Here is an 18,198-nt window from a genome sequence, read left to right as displayed (position 1 = left end):
CGGGGGCACGCCGACAAGCGCCCGGCGCAATCATTCACTCCGCGTTCGAGCCGGTTCAGCGCCTCGTGCGCCCCCTGGACGGCAACGGCACCTCGAACCACACGGTCTTGCCCTCGCCGGTACGGCTGGTCCCCCACTCGCGGGCCAGCCTGCTCACCACCCGCAGACCGCGCCCGGCCTCGTCCACCGGCCCGGCGTGCAGCAGCATGGGCAGCGTGTGGTCGTCGTCGACGACCTCGCAGCGCAGCGTCTCGGCCCGCACCATCCGCAGCCTCACCCGGTGGCTGTGCGCGTGCCGTACGGCATTGGTGACGACCTCGCTGACCAGCAGCTCCACCGTGTCCGCCACCTCACCGAAGCCCCAGTCACGCAACCGGTCGACGACCAGGCGGCGGGCGCGGGCCACTTCGCGCGCGTCTATGGCGAGTTCCCACTCGGCGACGTCCTCGCGCGCTATGCCGTTGAGCCGGGCCATCAGCAGGGCCACGTCGTCCTTGCGGCCGCCCCGGGTGTTGAGGGCGCGGATGATGGTGTCGCAGGCGTCGTCCATGGAGGCGGCCGGGTGCGCTGCCGACTCGCAGAGCGTCGCCAGCCCCACGCCGATGTCCTCGCCCCGCACCTCGACCAGCCCGTCGGTGCACATCACCAGCCGGTCGCCCGGCTCGACGGCCACGCGCGCGGTCTCGAACGGCACCCCGCCGACGCCGATGGGCGCCCCGGTTGGGAGGTCGAGCAGCTCGCTGCGGCCGTCGGCGGCGCGGACCAGGACCGGCGGCACATGGCCCGCGTTGGCCATCAGGAGCTCACCCTTGATGGGGTCGTAGACCGCGTACAGACAGGTCGCCAGATAGTGCTCACCGAGCCGCTGCGCCAAGTCGTCGAGGTTGCGCAGCAGTTGGGCGGGCGGCAGATCGAGGGCCGCCATGGTCTGCACGGCGGTGCGCAGCTGGCCCATCATCGCGGCGGAGTTGAGGCCGTGGCCCATGACGTCCCCGACCACCAGGGCGATCCGGGAGCCGGGCAGCTTGATGGAGTCGAACCAGTCGCCGCCGACCCGGCCCAGCAGGGTGCCCGGCAGATAGCGCGTCGCCGTGTCGCAGCCGGTCATCTGCGGGGTGACCTGCGGCAGCATCGAGTCCTGGAGGGTCTCGGCGACGCTCTCCTGGTATGTGTACATCCGGGCGTTGTCGAGTACGAGACCGGCGCGGGCGGCGAGTTCGGCGCCCGTCACCCGGTCCATGTCGTTGAACTCGGCGCGCTCGGCGTGGCGCAGCAGGATCATGAAGCCGAGCACCACGTTGCGCGCCTTGAGGGGAACCACCAGCATCGACCGGCCGTTGATCAGAGGCCGGATGTCGCGCTTTTCGAACTGCGAGGCGATGGCGGTGCCCATCTGCTCGCTGATGCGCGGGACGAGCACGGGCTCGCCGGAGGTCATGCACTGGAAGAAGGGGGTGTGCGCGGGGAACGGCATGGACTCGCCGACCGGTACGACGTCGTCCCACCGCCCGGGCGCGTCGACGTGCTCAAGGGCGACCCGGTGCCACAGCGTGGTCTCGTCCGGCGGCCCGTCGGGGAACCCCTCACCCGCGATGACCTGTTCGCGCAGATAGGTGCCCGCGACGTCGGTGAAGCGCGGCACCACGGCGGCGCTCACCTCCTGGATCGTCCGGGACAGATCGAGGGAGGAGCCGATCCGGCCACTGACCTCGTTGAGGAACTCCAGCCGCTCCCGCACCGCGGCGTACTCAAGGTCCTGCGCGAACTCGGGAGCGGACGCCCGGCCGACGGCGGCAGCCGCCTGCTCGCCGCGCCGCACGGCCCTGCGCTCGGCCCGGCGCGGCACGCCCCAGTCGGGCGTCACCGGCACCCGGTCGTGCTGGCTGAACTCCAGCACGGGATAGCCGAGTTCGAGCACCTGCGAGACGATCCGGGAGCTCTCCCCGACGCTCATGCTGGGCAGGATCTCGGGCAGCCGCCCGGCCAGCTCGTCGGCGCCCTGGAACTCGGTGTGCAGGGCGAAGCCCGGCGCGATCCGCTCCACACCGCCCCGGTCCGGCCCCGGGTGCTCGGCGTGCAGCTGCCCCGCGTCCGCCGCCAGCACGAGGAGCCGCTCGGAGCCCGGCCCGACCAGCGGATACGCCCACCAGAGCACATCGACGCGGGGCCGCCCGGGATCCGAGAGGGTGGCCCGTCCGGCCGTGGGGTACGAGGTCAGGCCGCTGAGCGAGGCGTCCAGGCCGGGGCTGAACGCGTCGTAGGCGTCCAGCTCCCGCAGGACGTCGCCGGGCCCGTCCTGGCGCAGCGCGCCGGAGACCGGGAGCAGATCGAGGGCGGGCCGGCCGACCGCCGCCTCGCGGGCGGGTCCGAAGAGCCGTCGCGCACCGGTCGACCAGTGCGACACCAGCCCGTCGCCGTCCACGACGATCACGGCAAGCGGAATCCGTCCGGCCGCGGCGGACTGCCGCGGCAGCGTCGGCGGAGTGCCACTGTCCATGGGTGGAGGCTCCTTCCCCGCCGCAAGGATCTGCGGCTGTGGCACCTACCGTACGGCCACGCGACGGGCACGCGCGGGGCAACGCCGGAATAGGGCGCGCGCCCGCGTGTACCGGGCAATCGGTTGACGAATAGTCAGTCCTCGTGGCCGAGTTGGAGGTCGCGCTCGGTGCGTCCGCCGCCCGCGACCTGGAGCACCGTGGCCACCGGCGGATACCCGGCCGCGATCACCGTGTACTCGCCGGACGAGAGGTCGACGAAGCGGAAGGTGCCGTCGGGGCCGGTGGTGAGGGTGTCGACCACGTTCCCAGCGGCGTCGAGCAGCGTCACCCGCGCGTCCTCGACCGGCCGTCCGCCGCTCGCCCTGACCGTGCCGCGCAGCACCGCGCCGCCCGCGAGCTCGATGTCCTGCCGGGTCTCGCGCGAGGCCTGGACGCTCACCGGGAGCGCGGCGGGCCGGAAGGCGGGCGCGCCGGCGGCCAGGGTGTACTCACCGGCGACCAACTCGCTGATCACATAGGCGCCTTCGCGCCCGCTGCGGGTGCTGGCGACGACCTCGCCGCGTACGTCGGTGAGGGTGACGGCGGCGTCCCTGACCGGGGTGCCGTCGGCGGTGACCACCGACCCGGCGAGGCGTCCGGCGCCGCCGAGGACCACGTCGAGCTCGACCGGGCGCTCGCCCACGGTCACCGAGACGGCCTGCGGCTGGTGCCCTCCGGCCGCCGCGATCAGGACGTAACTGCCGGCTCCCGGCGCGCTCAGCGCGTACCGCCCGTCCTCGCCGCTGCCGCCGCGCCCGACCTGCTGCCCGCGCACGTCGACGAGGGTGAGCGCGGCGCGCGGCACGCTGGTCCCGTCGCTGTGCTGGACCGTTCCGCAGACCGGAACTCCGCTCGCGTACGGGGCGTTGGACGTACGGGCGTGGGGCACGGGGGCCGGGTCGACGGCGGGGGCGGCCGGGGCGTTCTGGGACACCAGCGGTTTCTCCTTGAGGAAGAAGGCGAGCAGGAGGCCGAGCACGAGCACCGGCACCAGATAGAGGAAGATCCGCGGCATCGCCTCGGCGTAGGCGCGGATGTAGCCGTCGCGCAGGGCGGGCGGCATGGTGTGGACCAGCTGCGGGGTGATCGACTGGGGGTCGGGGAGGCGGGCGCCCGCGGGGAACTGCTCGGTGAGGGAGTGGGCGAGGCGGTTGGTGAACAGGGTGCCGAAGACCGCGGCCCCCACGCTGCCGCCGATCTGCCGGAAGTAGTTGTTGGCGCTGGTGGCGGTGCCCAGGTCGGCGGGGTCGGCGGCGTTCTGCACGGCGAGGACGAGCACCGGCATCACCAGGCCGATGCCGATGCCGAGGACCGCCATCCAGACGCTGTAGTCGAGCCGGGGCGTGTCGGTCTCAAGGCGGGAGAGCAGCCACATGCCGACGGCTGAGACCGCGCTGCCGAGGACCGGGTAGATCGTGTAGTGGCCGGTGCGGCTGATGAGCTGTCCGGAGATGATCGAGGCGCCGACGATGCCACCCATCATGGGCAGCACGAGGAGCCCGGACTCGGTGGCGCTGGCGCCGTCCACCATCTGCAGGAAGGTCGGCAGATAGCTGGCCGCGCCGAAGAGCGCGACACCGATGACCGCGCCGACCAGCCCGGAGATGTTGAAGATCGAGTCACGGAACAGCCGCAGCGGGATGACCGGTTCGCACGCGTAGTTCTCGACCACCACGAAGAGCAGCGTCGTGCCGAGGGCTCCGGCGGCCAGCCCCAGGATGGTGCGCGAGCCCCAGGCGTACTCCGTACCACCCCAACTGGTCAGCAGCACCACGCAGGTGGAGGCGGCGACGAGGAGGAGCGAGCCGAGGACGTCCAGGCGGGGGCGGGCGGTGGGCCGGGGCAGCTTGAGGACGACGGCGATGACGGCGAGGGTGACCAGGCCGAAGGGGACGTTGATGTAGAAGCACCAGCGCCAGGAGGCGTGGTCGGTGAAGAAGCCGCCGAGCAGGGGCCCGGCCACGGACGCCAGGCCGTACACGGCGCCGATCAGGCCCATGAAGCGGCCGCGTTCGCGGGGCGGCACGATGTCGGCGATGATCGCCTGCACGCCGATCATGAGCCCGCCGCCGCCCACGCCCTGGACGGCGCGGAACGCGATGAGCTCGTCCATGGTCCGCGACCAGCCGGCCAGCGCCGAGCCGATCACGAAGACGACGATGGCGAACTGGAAGACGGGCTTGCGGCCGAAGAGGTCGCCGAGCTTGCCGTAGATGGGCAGCCCGACGGTGGAGGCCAGCAGATAGGCGGTGACGGCCCAGGAGACCTTGTCGAGGCCGTGCAGATCACCGACGATCTTCGGCAGCGCGGTCGCCACGATCATCTGGTCGAGCGCCGCGAGCAGCATGGTGAGCATCAGGCCGAGGAAGACCAGCCGCACCCGGCGGGGGGTGAGCCCCACGGGGGCCTCGTGGACCGGGCCGTCCGCGGGTGCCGGGTCCGGGTCCAGCTCCAGGTCGGGGTCCAGGTCCAGCTCCGGGTCCGGCGAGCGGTCCGCCGAGACCGCGTCGGAGTGCTGCGGGGCCGGCTCCCGCGCGGCCCGCCGCGTCCGCCGCCCCTCCCCCGAAGGCCCGTCCTGCGCCGGGTCCTTCACCAGAGTGATCCCACCCACGTCTGCTCCCCTCGTCGCGCCGCCTGATTCGCCTGCGCGGCGTACATACTGCGCATCGGGCGCTAATGGGGAGCAAGCGGAAGAGGAGTGGTGCGCGGGCGCACAACTCGCCCTGGAGGGGCGCGTGTCCACCGCCTCATCAGCGTGTTTCACACGGCCCGGGACGCGCGGGCGCACCACCGGGCCGCCGTGAAAACCACTCGAACCGGTGACCTTGACCGGGAACCCGCAGGGGCGGCCTGTCGGCCCGGGCCTACTTCTCGACCTCGGCGGCGAGCTTGCCGAGCACGGTGTCGTAGATGCGGTTGAGGCCCTTGGGGGCGAAGGTCTTCTCGAAGAAGCCGCCGATGCCGCCGGCGCCGTTCCACACGGTGGTGACGACGACCTTGGAGCGACCCTCCCCGGCCGGGGTCACGGTCCAGGTGGTGACCATGGACGAGTTGCGGTCCTTCTCGACGAGCTGCCCCTCGGTCGGCTCGGAGACCTCCAGCAGGCAGTCGCGCACGCGCTTGCTGGTGGCCTGGAGCTTCCAGTGGACGAGGGTGCCCTCGCCGTCGCCGCCCTCGCGCACCTGGTACTCGCTGAAGTGCTCGGACAGGAGCTTGGGGCGGCTGTCCTTGTAGTCGGCCACGGTGTCGAACACCGTCTCCGGGTCCGCCGCGATGATCCGCTCCGTGGTGGCCTCGACCTGCGCCATGGCTCTTCCTCCAGCACTCGTGAGATCCGGGGGGTGCGCCCGGATTCGGGGTGGGCAAAGCCAATCACCTCGGGTGCGGGCCCCCAAAATCGGGGTTGCGGCGATCATGGGAACAGATGTTCTATTCTGGCGCCACGGTGACGAACGGCGTCACTGTTACGGACGAGGCCCGAGGAGGCGTGCATGCGCTGGGACAATCTGGCCGAGAGCGATCCACCGCCGTCCGGCACGGGCGGCGCGGCCGCGCTGTTCGATGCGGACGCGGTGGTCACCCGCACCTTCGACACCCCCGAGTTCCGCGGGGTCACCTTCCACGAGGTCCGCGCGCGGTCGATCGTGAACCGGGTGCCCGGGGCGTCCCGGATGCCGTTCGAGTGGACCGTCAACCCGTACCGGGGCTGCACGCACGCGTGCGTGTACTGCTTCGTTCTCCTTGCTTAGTTGCAGTGTCTCTTTCCACGCCTCACCCGTCCGAGTGGTTCCATCCAAATCTTCGGCAATCAGGTGTGTCGCTTTCTAGCGTGAAGCACATGCACCTGACCTACTTCTCACCCGCTGGGTGGGAGACGTGGGACCTCGGCCGGAAGCCGTTGATCCGAGAAGGCACGCCCGTTCTCATCGATGAAGATCTGCGATTCGAAGACAACGGGACGCCAAGGCCCACCATCGCCGTCAACCGATGGCTGCGGGAGCTGCCAACTATGGGCGTCCCCGCCGCGAAGTCATGGAAGGCGTACGCGCAGGCCCTTCGCACCTGGCTGGAGTTCCTGCACGACCGCCAGGTACATCCCTTCGCCGACCGGCAACAGCTGCGCGCCGTGCTGAGCGCATTCGCCGAGTACCGGTTCAACGGTCCACTGGAGGTCCGCTGGGACGGGTCCACCTGGAACAACCGAATCACCATCGTCGCGGGGTTCTACAAGTGGGCGCTCCGGGAGGGCCTGTGCACGGACGTACCGTTCACATACGCCCAGGTCACCCACTACAGCTCGACCGGTCCCCACGAAACGACGCGGAACCTCGCGACCGTGAGGCGGGCGAAGCCTCACGTGACCGTCAAGTACCTGGAAGCCGACTTCAAGGACCTCTTCCTGCGCGGACTGGCAGGTCTGACTCCCGACGGCCAAGAAGACACCGCGCCGGACCGCTTCCGCGGCCGCCACCTTGGCCGTAACGCGGCAATGGGGCGCTTGGTGGTCTCGTCCGGACTACGAGCCCAGGAGTTCACGCACCTGCTCACCTACGAGATTCCGGCCCTGCCGGCACGGCGCACCCGTGTCCCCATCCGGTGGCCGTTGGCGAAGGCGGTAACCAAGGGGACAAAGCCGCGGGAAACCTGGATCGACTACGGCGCCCTTGCCGAGGTCTATCAGTACATCGACCTGGACCGGGACGTGGCGACGTACGGCAGCGCCTACCAGCCAGATTCGCGTCTCGGCGACCCGCTTGTCGTCGCAGACCCCCACTGGGAAGGCGCCAAGATCAACGGGCGTACTATCTCCTGGCGTCGCCTCGGCCCGATCGAGCGACGACGTCTGGTGGCTCACGACGGCACCTCGCCGCTGGTGGCGCTGCAGTCGAACGGTGAGCCGTTCGTCGACTGGGGAACCGTCTTCCGGCGCACCTCCAAGCGCATCCGGGAGCGGTTTGAGCCGCGCTTCCCCACCGTCACGCCACATACCCTGCGTCACACGTTCGCGATGGCGACCATGGAAGCTCTGATCAAGGGCTACTACCAGCAAGCCGCGCAATTGATTGTTGACACCGACGAGGACGCCGCGCTCGCTCTATATCTGACGAAGTCCGAGCCGATCCTAGTCCTTCGCGACCTGTTGGGACATTCCAGCATCGCCACCACAGAGGTCTATCTGATGCGTCTGGATACGCAGCGCATCTTCCGGGAGGCCTACAAGCAGGCAGGATCACGCAACGGCCTGCTCGGTTCGGCGGCACGGGACGAGGCCGCAGAAGAGTTCGACGATGAAGGTGGCATCTGATGGCCGCAACCGTGCACCACAAGCCGCTTCGGGTCGAGTGCGTGTTCCCTGACGGAACCCGCTGGACAGCGCGGCTGGATGACACCCTGAACCCGGTGTTGGCCGCTGATCTGGCCCTCGGTCTCACCTCATGTATCCATCCGCACGGCCGGATCACCAAGCTCTCCACCGTCAGGGGTCACGTCGCCACGTTGAAGACCATGGTCAACCACCTGGCCAAGGACGGATTCACCGGCGGAGCCCCAAATCTCAGCAGGTCGAACGTGGTGAGGCATTGGCTCGCCTTCGACTATTACCACGGCGCGAAGACCCGAGCCCTGTTGTCCGGGTACGACCGGGAGACCGGCGCATTACGCCAGGAAGTACGGGTCCACCTGGAGGGCCGGGCGCTCAAATCGCGACCAGCTTCCGAACCGCACAAGCCCTACACCGACGGCGAGTGGCAGCGGCTCCAGGACGTCATGCGACGGCTAGCGAACGAGGCCTGGCAGGGCCACAAGAGCGCGCTGGCACTGGCTGCCGCAGGAGACGACCCTCGTGAGTACGGAATGAGCCGGGAGAACGTGGCCTGGCTACTCCTCAACCACGGCCCAATGTCCAGCAGAGAGCTCATCGCAGCCACGGGTTGCACCCAGAAGAGCCAGTGGGTGAAGGCAGACCTACCGGAGCTGAGGAGGGCGCTCTACCCGTCCGCGTACGTCATGCACGCCCACCGCCTACTTCTCGGTATGTACACAGGGGTCGTCCCGGACGGTATCGCCGATCTCGGTCTGGACGGCATCACCTGGGCTGGTAACAGCACCGTGCTTATGGACTACGTCAAGGGACGAAGCGGCCCGGAGTCCGTGACGATCACCAAGCGGGCTGTCGCACTGCTGGAACGATGGCTGGCTCTCTCCACCCCGCTCCGAAACATCGCGGCACATGAACTGCGCGAAGACCTCTGGGTCCTCGCCCGGCGCCGGACCGCTCTCGCCGAATCCACATCGCCCTACGTCGTCGTGAACATCGGCAAGGGCGGCGACCGCGCGAAACAGCAACGGGAACTGGTTTCACTCCACGGCCTACACGACGACTCAGGCCAGGCACTCCAGATCCATGCCTCCCGTATCCGCGAGACCCACATCAACATCGGTGCTCGACGTTCGTGGACGGGCCGCACCACGATCGACCCGAACCACACTCCAGGGGTGGAAGGAGACCACTACGCCAGCGCACAGACCCCAGCGCAGAAGGACGCCATCGGGACGATCGTCGAGGAGGCCCAGGCCGACGTTCTACGCAAGGCCCTGGCACCGACCGTACTGACCGAAGACGAACTGGCCTCTGTTGCCGCCGGCCTACCGGACGCAGCAGCACGACTCGGGCTGGACGGAGACGAGTTGGCGGAGTTGCTTGGCGGCGAGCGGGATGTGTTCACCGCATCGTGCAAGAACCAGCTGGCCGGGATTCACGGACCAAAAGGAAAACCTTGCCCGGCTCGGCCCTGGGTCTGCCTGCTGTGCCCGCTGTCGGTGTTCATGCCCCGGCATGCGCCAAACCTACTCCGACTCAAGGCCTACTTCTCCCGCCAGTTCCGCCAGATGACCAATGCCCAGTTCATCGCCATTTTCGGCCCGTACGCCGACCGGCTGGAGCGAGACATCCTTGCCAGATTCCCAACTGCCGTACTGGGACGGGCCGCCATGACTGTCATCGATCGTGACGCGGAGATCCCGCTCCGGCCCGAGGAGATGACCGCGTGACGATTGCAGCAGTCATGCCAACCGTTCCAGCCCGGGGATATGCGCCCATCCCGCCTTCACTCTCCAACCGGTCCCCATTCGCACAGGTGGACATTTGCGAGGCGGCCGGACTGGAACTGGTTCCCACCGCACACCGCCCTCGCTTCGAAGAAGACCTGTGGATCTTGGAAGGCCTCGCTCATGCACCAGCGTCCATGAGGCGGGTTTACAAGCGGTGGAACTTCGCCCCGATCCTCAATCCGGCATGGCGGCTGGCCGCGAAGGAACTCGTGCTCGCTTTGCTCGTGCCGAACCACGAGTCCGTGGCTGAACTTCCGCACGCCTTCCGCACACCCATCAAACCGAACAGCGTCTACGGCACGCTGATGGCGCTGACCCACTGGCTCAACCACCTCACCGGGCAGGGCATCAAGACGCTGGAAGACGTCGGGCAGGAGCACTGCGACGCCTACCTGGAGATCCGGAGGCGGCGCAAGGACGGCACCGGGGAGATCGAGCCCAGCAGCTTGTCGAACATCGTCAAACCCATCCTGTACCTCGCCAGGTACAGGGAACTGTTCACGTCGGACGCCTACACAGCGGGGTTCTTCCCCTGGGATGGGCGGCCCGCGGGCCAGGTAGCAGGGTGGCTTCAACGCAATGCCGGAAATACGACCCCGCCTGTTCCGGACAATGTGTTCCAACCGATGCTGGATTCCGCCCTCTACCTCGTAGACACGATCGGCCCGTATGCCGCCGCTGAGCTGAGGCAATTCCTTGACTTCGCAGCCTCCGCAAGAGCGATGCCACAGCACCGGTCACTGACCGGAACCGACCGCAGTCAAATCCTGGCCGCCATCGAGGAGTATGCCCGTGACGACCTGCCGTTCCCGCGGCTGGAGGGCAACAAGATCAGCCTCCGCGTCAATAAGGGTTGGCGACCTGACGACCCGCTCCTGGCAGTGAACACACAGCGATTCGCCCAGACGGTCATCGGCGTCCGCAACTTCAACACCCGCGACCTGGCGATGCTGAGGCCGGCCTGGGAGGCCGCTGTAGCGGCCGTCGGAGTCGGCGGGGACTGCGGCCTGCGAGCCGAGCTCATCCCGCGCCACGACGAGCCGTCAGTCGAAGTCCCGTGGACGCTCCCCCTAGAAGGGAGCGAGCTGCGCGCCCTGTCCCAGGTCATGCTGTCGGCTTGCCTGCTGGTCACGGCCGCGATCAGCGGCATGCGCGCCAGCGAACTCGAAGAACTCGACTCGTCCTCTTGCCTACCTCCGACCGAGACAATCGGCGGCGGCGTCCGCTACCGGCTCGGATCACGGTTGATCAAGGGCCGTAAGTTCGGAGGCACCCCCGAGGAATGGGTGGTCATCGAGGAGCCATACCGGGCCGTCCAACTCGCCATCCGCTTTTCAGGCCCCAACTCCAACAGTGCGTTGTTCGGCAGCGAGGCGCTCGACGTGGGCAAGGCCTACACGGGGTTCCGGGAATGGGTGAACGGACCGGCCGGGCAGCGCCTCGGACTACCGCTCATTCCGGCAGGGCCGGTCAACGCCCGGATGCTCCGACGCACGTTGGCGCTCGCCCTGGCCCACCGGCCCATGGGCCTGCTGGCCGCGAAAATCCACCTCAAGCACGTAAGTGTCGCGACCACCGAGGGGTATGCGCACCTACCCGGCGGATCGCAGGGCGTCTTCCTCGACGAGGTCCGGGAGGCAGAGGAAGAACATCATGTCGAGCTGACGCGGGAGGCATTCCGGGACTTCCAGAAGGGGGTCATGCCAGCCGGGCCAGGTGCATCGGGGCTGATAGCCGCGTTTACGCACATCGACGCCGAGCTCAGAGAACACGAGGCGGGCGAAGCCAAAGTGCTAGACAGTGACCGCCGCCTGGAGACCCTGCTACAGCGCGAGGCCAAGAACCTGCACGTCGGGGTGGCGAACTACTGTTGGAACCGCGATCCGGACAAGATGCTGTGCTGGAAACTCGCCGGCACCACACCCAAGGCCGACAGCAAACCGATGGTCGGGATGTGCGACTCCGCCCGGTGTCCGCAGGCCACACACCACCCGTGCCACCGCGAGGTGTGGCAGAGCAGTCACGACAGCCAGAAGGTCTTCCTCGGAACCATCGGTCGCAACAAGGTAGCGAAGGCAGCCCTTCAGACCGATGTGGACCGCAGTCGGCGGGTACTGGACGAGATCGATGCCGCCGCGATCACCGCCTCAGCAAAGGATGAGGAATGACATGGCACGGCTGACCGACGACGTGAAGGCCCAAAACGAAGAGGCAGTCCGAGCGGCGATGGACCGTCTCCTGCGCGGCGAGCTCCCGACAGGCGGAAAGCTGGACCTCAAGACACTGGCAGTTGAGGCCGGCGTCCCGCGCACCGGTTTCTACGCGAAGAGGAACCGCGATGGTTCGGAGCGGCCTGGCCCATACCAGCATCTCGGCGAGGAGTTCCTACGGCGCCTCGCCACGCTTCAGGCGGCCGGGGAAGCCGTGGACCCCCGGGACACACAGATTGCCCGCCTCAAGGCCGCCAACCAGGAACTGCAGGAGCGCGTAGCCAAACGCAACGACAGGATCCAAGAACTCACGGATTTCCAGAAAATGGCCCTCTCCCGCCTTGACGCCCAACACGAGGAGATTGTCCGGCTCCGGGGTGCCCTGCTCAGGCCTGGCCACCTCCGTCCTCTGCCTACCCCTAGTCCAGCAACACCCAGCCAGAGCTAGTAGGTCAGGCCAACGTGGACGGCGACAGTCCACGACTCCGAAACTCAGACCTGACCTGACAGCGCCAGCCGCGGCGGAGCCGGTGTCGCGAGGCCACACACCCCGCGACACTGCGTTGTCGCCCGAGTAGGGCGGGCGTGTGGCCGTCGGCGGCCCGTACGTACCCGCGGTACCGGGCCCATGTCGCGGATTGGGGCGGTGATCGGACGGGCCGGGGCGGCCGACCGGCGAGCATCCAGTGAGCTGGCTCCGCGCGCCTCCTCGAACTCTCAGAGGCAAAATGGTGTTGATAGCTGGCCCAGGACACTCGACCGCCGCAGGCCACTCCTTCTGGAGCGCCAAGGTCGGCTCGTAGGGCTTCGCAATAACCGGAGGCCAATTTGCCCGCGAAACAACGCTTGATCGTTGTCGGAGCCGGCCCAAAGGGAATAGCCCTGGCGGCAAAGGCGAAGGTGCTGTCTAGACTGTACGGGGATGACGCGCCTGAAGTTATGCTCTTCGATCACAACGGCGCAGGCGCCAACTGGGCGGGAGACTGCGGATACACCGATGGCAGTCACCCGCTAGCCACTTCCCCACTAAAGGACGTGGGCTTCCCTTACCGCTCCCGATGCTGGGGCGGCGATAACAATCAAAAAGTGAACTACTCTATGCTCGCCTTCAGTTGGCAAGCCTTTCTAATGGACGATACAGGTGAGCGCACTAAAGGATTCGCCGATTGGGTTGATTGCGGACTCCCTCCCCCGCGCCTTTCTGAGTGGGCAGAATATCTACAGTGGATAACGGAGCGGTTCGATATTCATATCGACCAGCGAAGAATCTGCCGCATAGACACGCGGGATGGCAAGTGGGTAGTGGACGTCGTCGGCGAGAATCCGAACAACGGTCTGGCGAATGTCACATCAATCCCAGGGGACGGCCTCGTCATCACCGGGCCGGGACCAGCAAGAAAAGCCGGTAACCAGAAAGACTCTGGCAATAGGGTGACGGATGCACAAAATTTTTGGCTTAACCGAAGGGGCATCAGGAATCGCATAGATAGGGACGCGAAGAAGAGGGCCAAAATAGGCGTCATTGGGGATGGCGGCGCTGCAGCTTCTGCAATCATGACCCTACTTGACGACATGAGCCCCCTCTGCCAGATCAAGGTAATCTCCCCATCTGGTGTTATATACAGTCGCGGGGAGAGCTACGACGAGAATCGCCATCACTCTGACCCAGCGGACTGGATGAGGATGGACTGCGAAAGTCGCAAGAAATTTGTCCAACACACATCCAATGGGGTGTTCTCACTTCATGCAAAGAGCCTGATAAACGATGCCGAAAACTTGGAGACCCTGAGCGGCAAGGTGGCGAGCATCGAGGGCAACAGCGTAAGAGTGCGAGTCACCTTTGAGGACATTGACCCCTCGACGGGAGAAGAGAGAGCGCCAGAAAGATTTGACTATGTCATTGTGGCGATGGGGTTCGATGCAATGTGGTGGTCTCACCCTAAGATTCTTGGAGCGGGCGCCAAGAATGCCATCGAGGCGGCCATTAAGAAGTGCAGCGACGCACCCAAGAAATGCAACGGCAAGCCAGAGAATAAAGGAAGAATAACTTTCGATTCTCTTGCTAAAACAGTCGGGTGCTACCTTGAGGTCTCTGGAATGGCCCCTAAGTTGTACCTACCGATGATGGCAGCACATCACCAGGGTCCAGGGTTTCCAGGACTTGGCTGCCTGGGTCTCCTGTCCGACCGGATCCTCGCAGATTACTGCGGCGAAGGCCTGGACGATCCACCAGCATGTGCGTAGCCTTGATAGATTCGCTAGCCATAGCCGAAGGAGCCAGCCATGCCCAAGACCGCTGGATGGCAGCGTCCCACGCTCGTGAGGCGAACAGTGCTGTGGCCAGCCCATGTGCTGGACAAGGTCGAAGAGGCAGCCGTCAGGCAGCGCACTACGTTTACGACCCTAGCCGGAGAAGCCGTCCGCGACGCGACGGTCAGTGCACTTAAGGAGGCCGGCGCGCTCGCCTGGGCCGAAAAGGCCCTGGCCGCTGATTCTCCACCCGAGATGCGCACGTTGTACTGGGAAGATCATCTTGAGGGCTCACTAGCGATGTTGAGCCGTCACGAGAAGGTGTCTGTCGACGCGGCCCTTCTGGGATGCATTTACCTGGCAGTCGGACATCAACTTGAAGTCGCCGCCGATGGCGAGGCCGCGGGCTAATGAACAGGCCTGTGGGCACAACGCCCACTAGCGAGGTGGCGACCATGATGTCGGAGTGAGCAGGTTGGGCATTCGCACACTGGCGACACGTGGGGCGCATTTCCCTGCGGCCGATGCGCAACGCGGAAGCTCAGGTCACGCCGGGGGTCACGGCGGCTCGAGAGAGGGACTTGGAGCAGGCGCTCACGATGTCGACTCCGACCATCGGACTCATCATTTGGTTCATCAGGCTCGGTGGATCCACACCGTCCGGCCGCCCTCCGAGGTTGACTGTGGTGCCTGAGGTGGCTCCCCCGAAAGCGTCATGTCGGGATTGCCGATCAGGACAAACGGCCCCCAGTCCGCAGGCAGTTCGAGGCAGTGGGGTTCCCGTGACAACTCCTGTTGAGCGTAGCTCAGCGACTGTCCTGCGCTGAGGCCGCGGGTCAGCGCGTCGTAGAAGCAGTCGAAGAAGACCGCGCTCGAGTTATCGGAGGTCTCCCACAGCGTGGCGAGCACAGCCATGGCACCGTTGAGCAGAGCCGCGCGGGCGAGTCCAACGAGTTCGTCTCCTGGGTGCCGCTGTGACACACCGGTGAGGCAGCCGCTAAACACCACGAGCCGAGCTTGCGGTCCTTGAGTCAGGAGATCTTCGACTGTTACAGACCCGTCGGAGAGATGAAGGGCTGACAGGAGGGGATCTTCACTGTGATATGTGCCGTGACAGGCGACGTGCAGCACCACCGGGTGCAAAGCGTCAAGCAGGGAGCGGCGTGTAGCCTTCTCTCCCAGCACCGGCGCCACCCCCAGCTTCTCTGCGGCACAGCGCGCTTCTTCGTCTGCCCCTCTCAGTTCGCCAGTGGGATTCCCGATGACCACTGCGGGCCCCCAGGCCCGTTCCCCGCCAGCCATGAAACGCGGTAGCGCCGCGACCGAGGGGAGCGCCGTGAGAAGGAAACGATCCTTGAGATACACCGGCGGGCGCGACTCGTCACCGTCGGGGCGAAACCAGAGCGCGCTCCACGGCACGTAATGCAGCGAGCCATGCGGTGCCAGGAACAGCTTGTACGTCTCTTGCAGTTCCCCCATGAAGGGGCCGATCAGGCTGTGCATGAGCCGTTCGCCCGTGGCTGGCGTCTCGTCATACTCGACCTCTCGCAGGAAAGCGCGGACCATGTCATCGAGAGGCTCCGTCAAGCTCACCTTGTAGCACGAATGGAGTCCGCCTTTCCCAAGAAGGAAGAGGACCAGCTGGGAGGGATCGAGCTGGAAGCAGGAGATGACGTGGGCATTCTCGGGTATGGCGGCGCACATCTGCTCGGTTGTCGGCAGTTCAGTGTCTACGACTGCCGCCAGGCCGGGCCGGTCGGCGGCCTCCCGGGCACGCAGGGCGCGGAGTTCCGCAAGGATCCGTTCCTTGTCGGCCGCGGAGGGGTTCCTCGTCAGCAACTGGTCGGCGAGAGCAACGCGACGCTTCGACCAAGGGCTGTCACCGAGCTGCTCCATCCGCTGTGTGCCCACCGATTCCAAGAAGACCCTTGCCCTGGCCCGTTCACTCAAGCTGAAGGCCTCATCAATGGAGCCGAGTTGCACCAGGATCAGAATCGTGGCCCGGTAGACTTTCTCTTTGTCGGTGAGGAGCCACTGCCGTTCTTCCGGTCTATCGACATGAGTGCGCAGCAATTCGATGATGTCGATAGACCGGCGTAGCCCAGCCAGCGCGGCCTTCATCTCGCTGCCCGCTTCGTCGAGCGGAAGCTGCGGGATGAGGCCGATCCGGGCGAAAGCGAGAGCGTACTCACCGTTCCAGAGACCTGCGGTGACGCCCCGAGCACCGGCCTCAGCCACCGCCACTTCCGCCAGAGCGACGGCCTCACGGCTGTTTCCGCGCGATAACTCCACCTGGCTGAGGTGGATTTGATCGAAAATGCTGTGGGACCAGTTACCCACTTCGATGTGCAGTTCCCTGGCACGCCCGATCAGACGGGCCGCCAGGTCATGACGGCCGGCTCGGAATGCGGCCAAGCCCTGGTTGGCTACACTGCAGGCATGACTGAGACGATCCCCGCCCTGCTCGTAACGGTCTCCCACACTGGCGAAAGTTACTGCTGCGCCCTCTTCCTCTACGGCTAGCCCAGCCAGATTCGACTCGGCATCAGCGGCGCGCTTGTCTAGCAACTCCTCGCGCGCCAACGTCAAGGACTGCTCGAAATAAGCTCGGGCAGTGGCAGTGTCTCCCAGTTGCTGGTAGATCATTCCAAGTAGGTTGAGATCGTGGGCCTCGCTTGAGGCATTACCCGTCCGGCGGTCGATTTCCAGTGCCTCCAGAATCACCTCCTGCGCCGCGCTGAAGCGACCGGCGTCATTGAGGACGCTCCCGAGATTGGCCAGAACATCCGGCAGGGCGATTTCCTGGTCCTCCAGAGGCAGCAGTCTCGCCTCCGCCTCGGCCAGTTTCAGGATTTCAACCGCCGCATCGAGGTCCCCGCGCTGCTGAGCGATGATCGCCCGTTCGACCGACACGGCGATCCACTCGTAGCGACGCTCCTCCCGGGGCTGTCGTGCCAGAGCAGCCTCAGCCCGCTCCAGGAGCGAAAGCGCTGCCTGAAGTTGGCCCGTCTCGCGCAGCCAGCCAGCTCTCTGGAGCACAAGCAGTGTGCGGACCCGGCCCGCCGGTGTTCGTGCGATAGCCGCGTCCAGAAACCGCAAAGCCTGGCGAGCATGCCCACGGTCGTAGAGTGCCTGCGCCTGCACCAGCAGAAGTGCTTCGGCCGGAACAGAGCCGCTACTGTCCGCCGCATCCGATGTGGGCGTCAATTGGGGCCCCCGCCCACGGCGAAGGAGATCCCGCCCGGAAGACCGAATCTGGGATTTAACCTCACCAGTTCGTCTCGTACTGCACCAGCCCCACGCCCGGCGAGGCGGAGCAGGGCAGCGGCCCGTCGCGAGCGAATGTAGGCAGCTATCTCACGCGGGTCGCACCGAACCAGGACCTCATGTGCCAGGTTGACGGCCGAGGCGATGCGGTCGGGAGCCGTTAGGATCTCGGTGTCGCTGAAGCTGATGCAGTAAAGATTCTCGGCGGACATGAGACCATGGTCTGGCCGACTCCCCTCGTCGCCCACCCGCCGCAGGCCGGTCGCCAGGACGATAGCCGGTGGGTGCTGAAGGTCGAAGAGCGAGAGGGCGGCACCGAAGCTCGGATCCCGTGGGTCCCAGAAATCCACCGAGGTCGCCGTCGGCGTGTGCCGACCGAAGGTCCGCAAGGTCTCCGTCGCGATCTCGTCGACCGGGACCGCAAAGCGCGACGGGAAGTACAACACATAGACCTGAACCGTCCCGAGCGGTCCCCGCAGCAGGTCTGCCCAGGTGAAGGCCTCTGAGCCCGAGGATCTCAACCGTTCCATTCGGACGACGCCCTGGGCGCGCCTAAGGCGCCATCGGTCCGTGCCCACGATGTGCGACATGCATCCCCTCGGCTGACGAGACAGACAGGGTTTCACAATAAGGATTTTTAAGAGATAAGGCGCATGTTCCGGCGAATCTAGTACTCCAGCTGTAGATCGGGCGTAGCTGCTTGCCGTAGGTAGTAGCTGGTCCGGGCTCGGGCTTGATGGCGGCATCGCCGGTCGGACCAGCCTCGCTGATGGGACAGGTTGTGGATGGGCTGGACGGCCAGTGCGAGGAACAGGCGCTGGATC

At 66.4% G+C, this 18,198-nt stretch carries 11 protein-coding genes and 1 pseudogene; 7 read left to right on the top strand and 5 right to left on the bottom strand.

Annotated features, from left to right (window positions below):
• Positions 1-55 precede the first annotated feature (55 nt).
• From AB0G17_RS07555 to AB0G17_RS07545, 3 genes are all read right to left on the bottom strand, one after another.
• Positions 56-2,497 carry a SpoIIE family protein phosphatase gene (locus AB0G17_RS07555; RefSeq protein ID WP_361377006.1) on the bottom strand — a complete coding sequence of 814 codons (2,442 nt, stop codon included), beginning with the start codon at positions 2,495-2,497 and terminating at the stop codon, positions 56-58.
• A 134-nt stretch (positions 2,498-2,631) separates the two neighbouring features.
• Entirely contained in the window at positions 2,632-4,986 is a 2,355-nt protein-coding gene (locus AB0G17_RS07550) for an MFS transporter (protein WP_361377208.1), read from the bottom strand.
• 415 nt (positions 4,987-5,401) lie between these two features.
• The gene (locus tag AB0G17_RS07545; protein ID WP_361377003.1) at positions 5,402-5,845 is read right to left on the bottom strand and encodes an SRPBCC family protein; all 444 of its coding nucleotides are present in this window, start codon (positions 5,843-5,845) and stop codon (positions 5,402-5,404) included.
• A 183-nt stretch (positions 5,846-6,028) separates the two neighbouring features.
• Between AB0G17_RS07545 and AB0G17_RS07540 the strand changes: the two are divergent.
• The 7 genes and pseudogenes from AB0G17_RS07540 to AB0G17_RS07510 form a co-directional block, all read left to right on the top strand.
• Positions 6,029-6,271: pseudogene (locus AB0G17_RS07540) on the top strand (radical SAM protein); the annotation flags it as partial.
• A gap of 104 nt (positions 6,272-6,375) precedes the next feature.
• Positions 6,376-7,842, top strand: a complete 1,467-nt coding sequence (locus AB0G17_RS07535) for a site-specific integrase (RefSeq protein WP_361377000.1) — start codon at positions 6,376-6,378, stop codon at positions 7,840-7,842.
• Complete coding sequence (locus AB0G17_RS07530) at positions 7,842-9,587, top strand: hypothetical protein (RefSeq protein ID WP_361376997.1); 1,746 nt, start codon at positions 7,842-7,844, stop codon at positions 9,585-9,587. The genes AB0G17_RS07535 and AB0G17_RS07530 overlap by 1 nt, the downstream gene beginning before the upstream one ends.
• Positions 9,584-11,815 (top strand): hypothetical protein, encoded by a 2,232-nt coding sequence (locus AB0G17_RS07525; RefSeq protein ID WP_361376994.1) that lies wholly within the window; start codon positions 9,584-9,586, stop codon positions 11,813-11,815. The genes AB0G17_RS07530 and AB0G17_RS07525 overlap by 4 nt, the downstream gene beginning before the upstream one ends.
• Position 11,816: 1 nt before the next feature.
• Positions 11,817-12,305 (top strand): hypothetical protein, encoded by a 489-nt coding sequence (locus AB0G17_RS07520; RefSeq protein ID WP_361376991.1) that lies wholly within the window; start codon positions 11,817-11,819, stop codon positions 12,303-12,305.
• Positions 12,306-12,943: 638 nt separating this feature from the next.
• Positions 12,944-14,101 (top strand): hypothetical protein, encoded by a 1,158-nt coding sequence (locus tag AB0G17_RS07515; RefSeq protein WP_361376988.1) that lies wholly within the window; start codon positions 12,944-12,946, stop codon positions 14,099-14,101.
• Positions 14,102-14,140: 39 nt separating this feature from the next.
• Positions 14,141-14,518, top strand: a complete 378-nt coding sequence (locus tag AB0G17_RS07510; RefSeq protein WP_361376985.1) for a hypothetical protein — start codon at positions 14,141-14,143, stop codon at positions 14,516-14,518.
• Between the two features lie 225 nt (positions 14,519-14,743).
• Here AB0G17_RS07510 and AB0G17_RS07505 read toward each other — a convergent pair whose 3' ends face one another.
• On the bottom strand, positions 14,744-17,314 hold the full coding sequence (locus AB0G17_RS07505; protein WP_361376982.1) for a CHAT domain-containing tetratricopeptide repeat protein: 2,571 nt from the start codon (positions 17,312-17,314) through the stop codon (positions 14,744-14,746).
• Positions 17,311-17,964: a hypothetical protein gene (locus AB0G17_RS07500; protein WP_361376979.1), complete on the bottom strand. Its 654-nt coding sequence runs from the start codon at positions 17,962-17,964 to the stop codon at positions 17,311-17,313. The genes AB0G17_RS07505 and AB0G17_RS07500 overlap by 4 nt, the downstream gene beginning before the upstream one ends.
• Positions 17,965-18,198 lie beyond the last annotated feature (234 nt).

It is taken from the genome of Streptomyces sp. NPDC023838, from assembly GCF_040639555.1.
In the GTDB taxonomy this organism is placed as follows: Bacteria; Actinomycetota; Actinomycetes; order Streptomycetales; family Streptomycetaceae; genus Streptomyces.
Note: the sequence above shows the minus strand (reverse complement) of the source record. Positions and strands in the feature narration are given on the sequence as shown.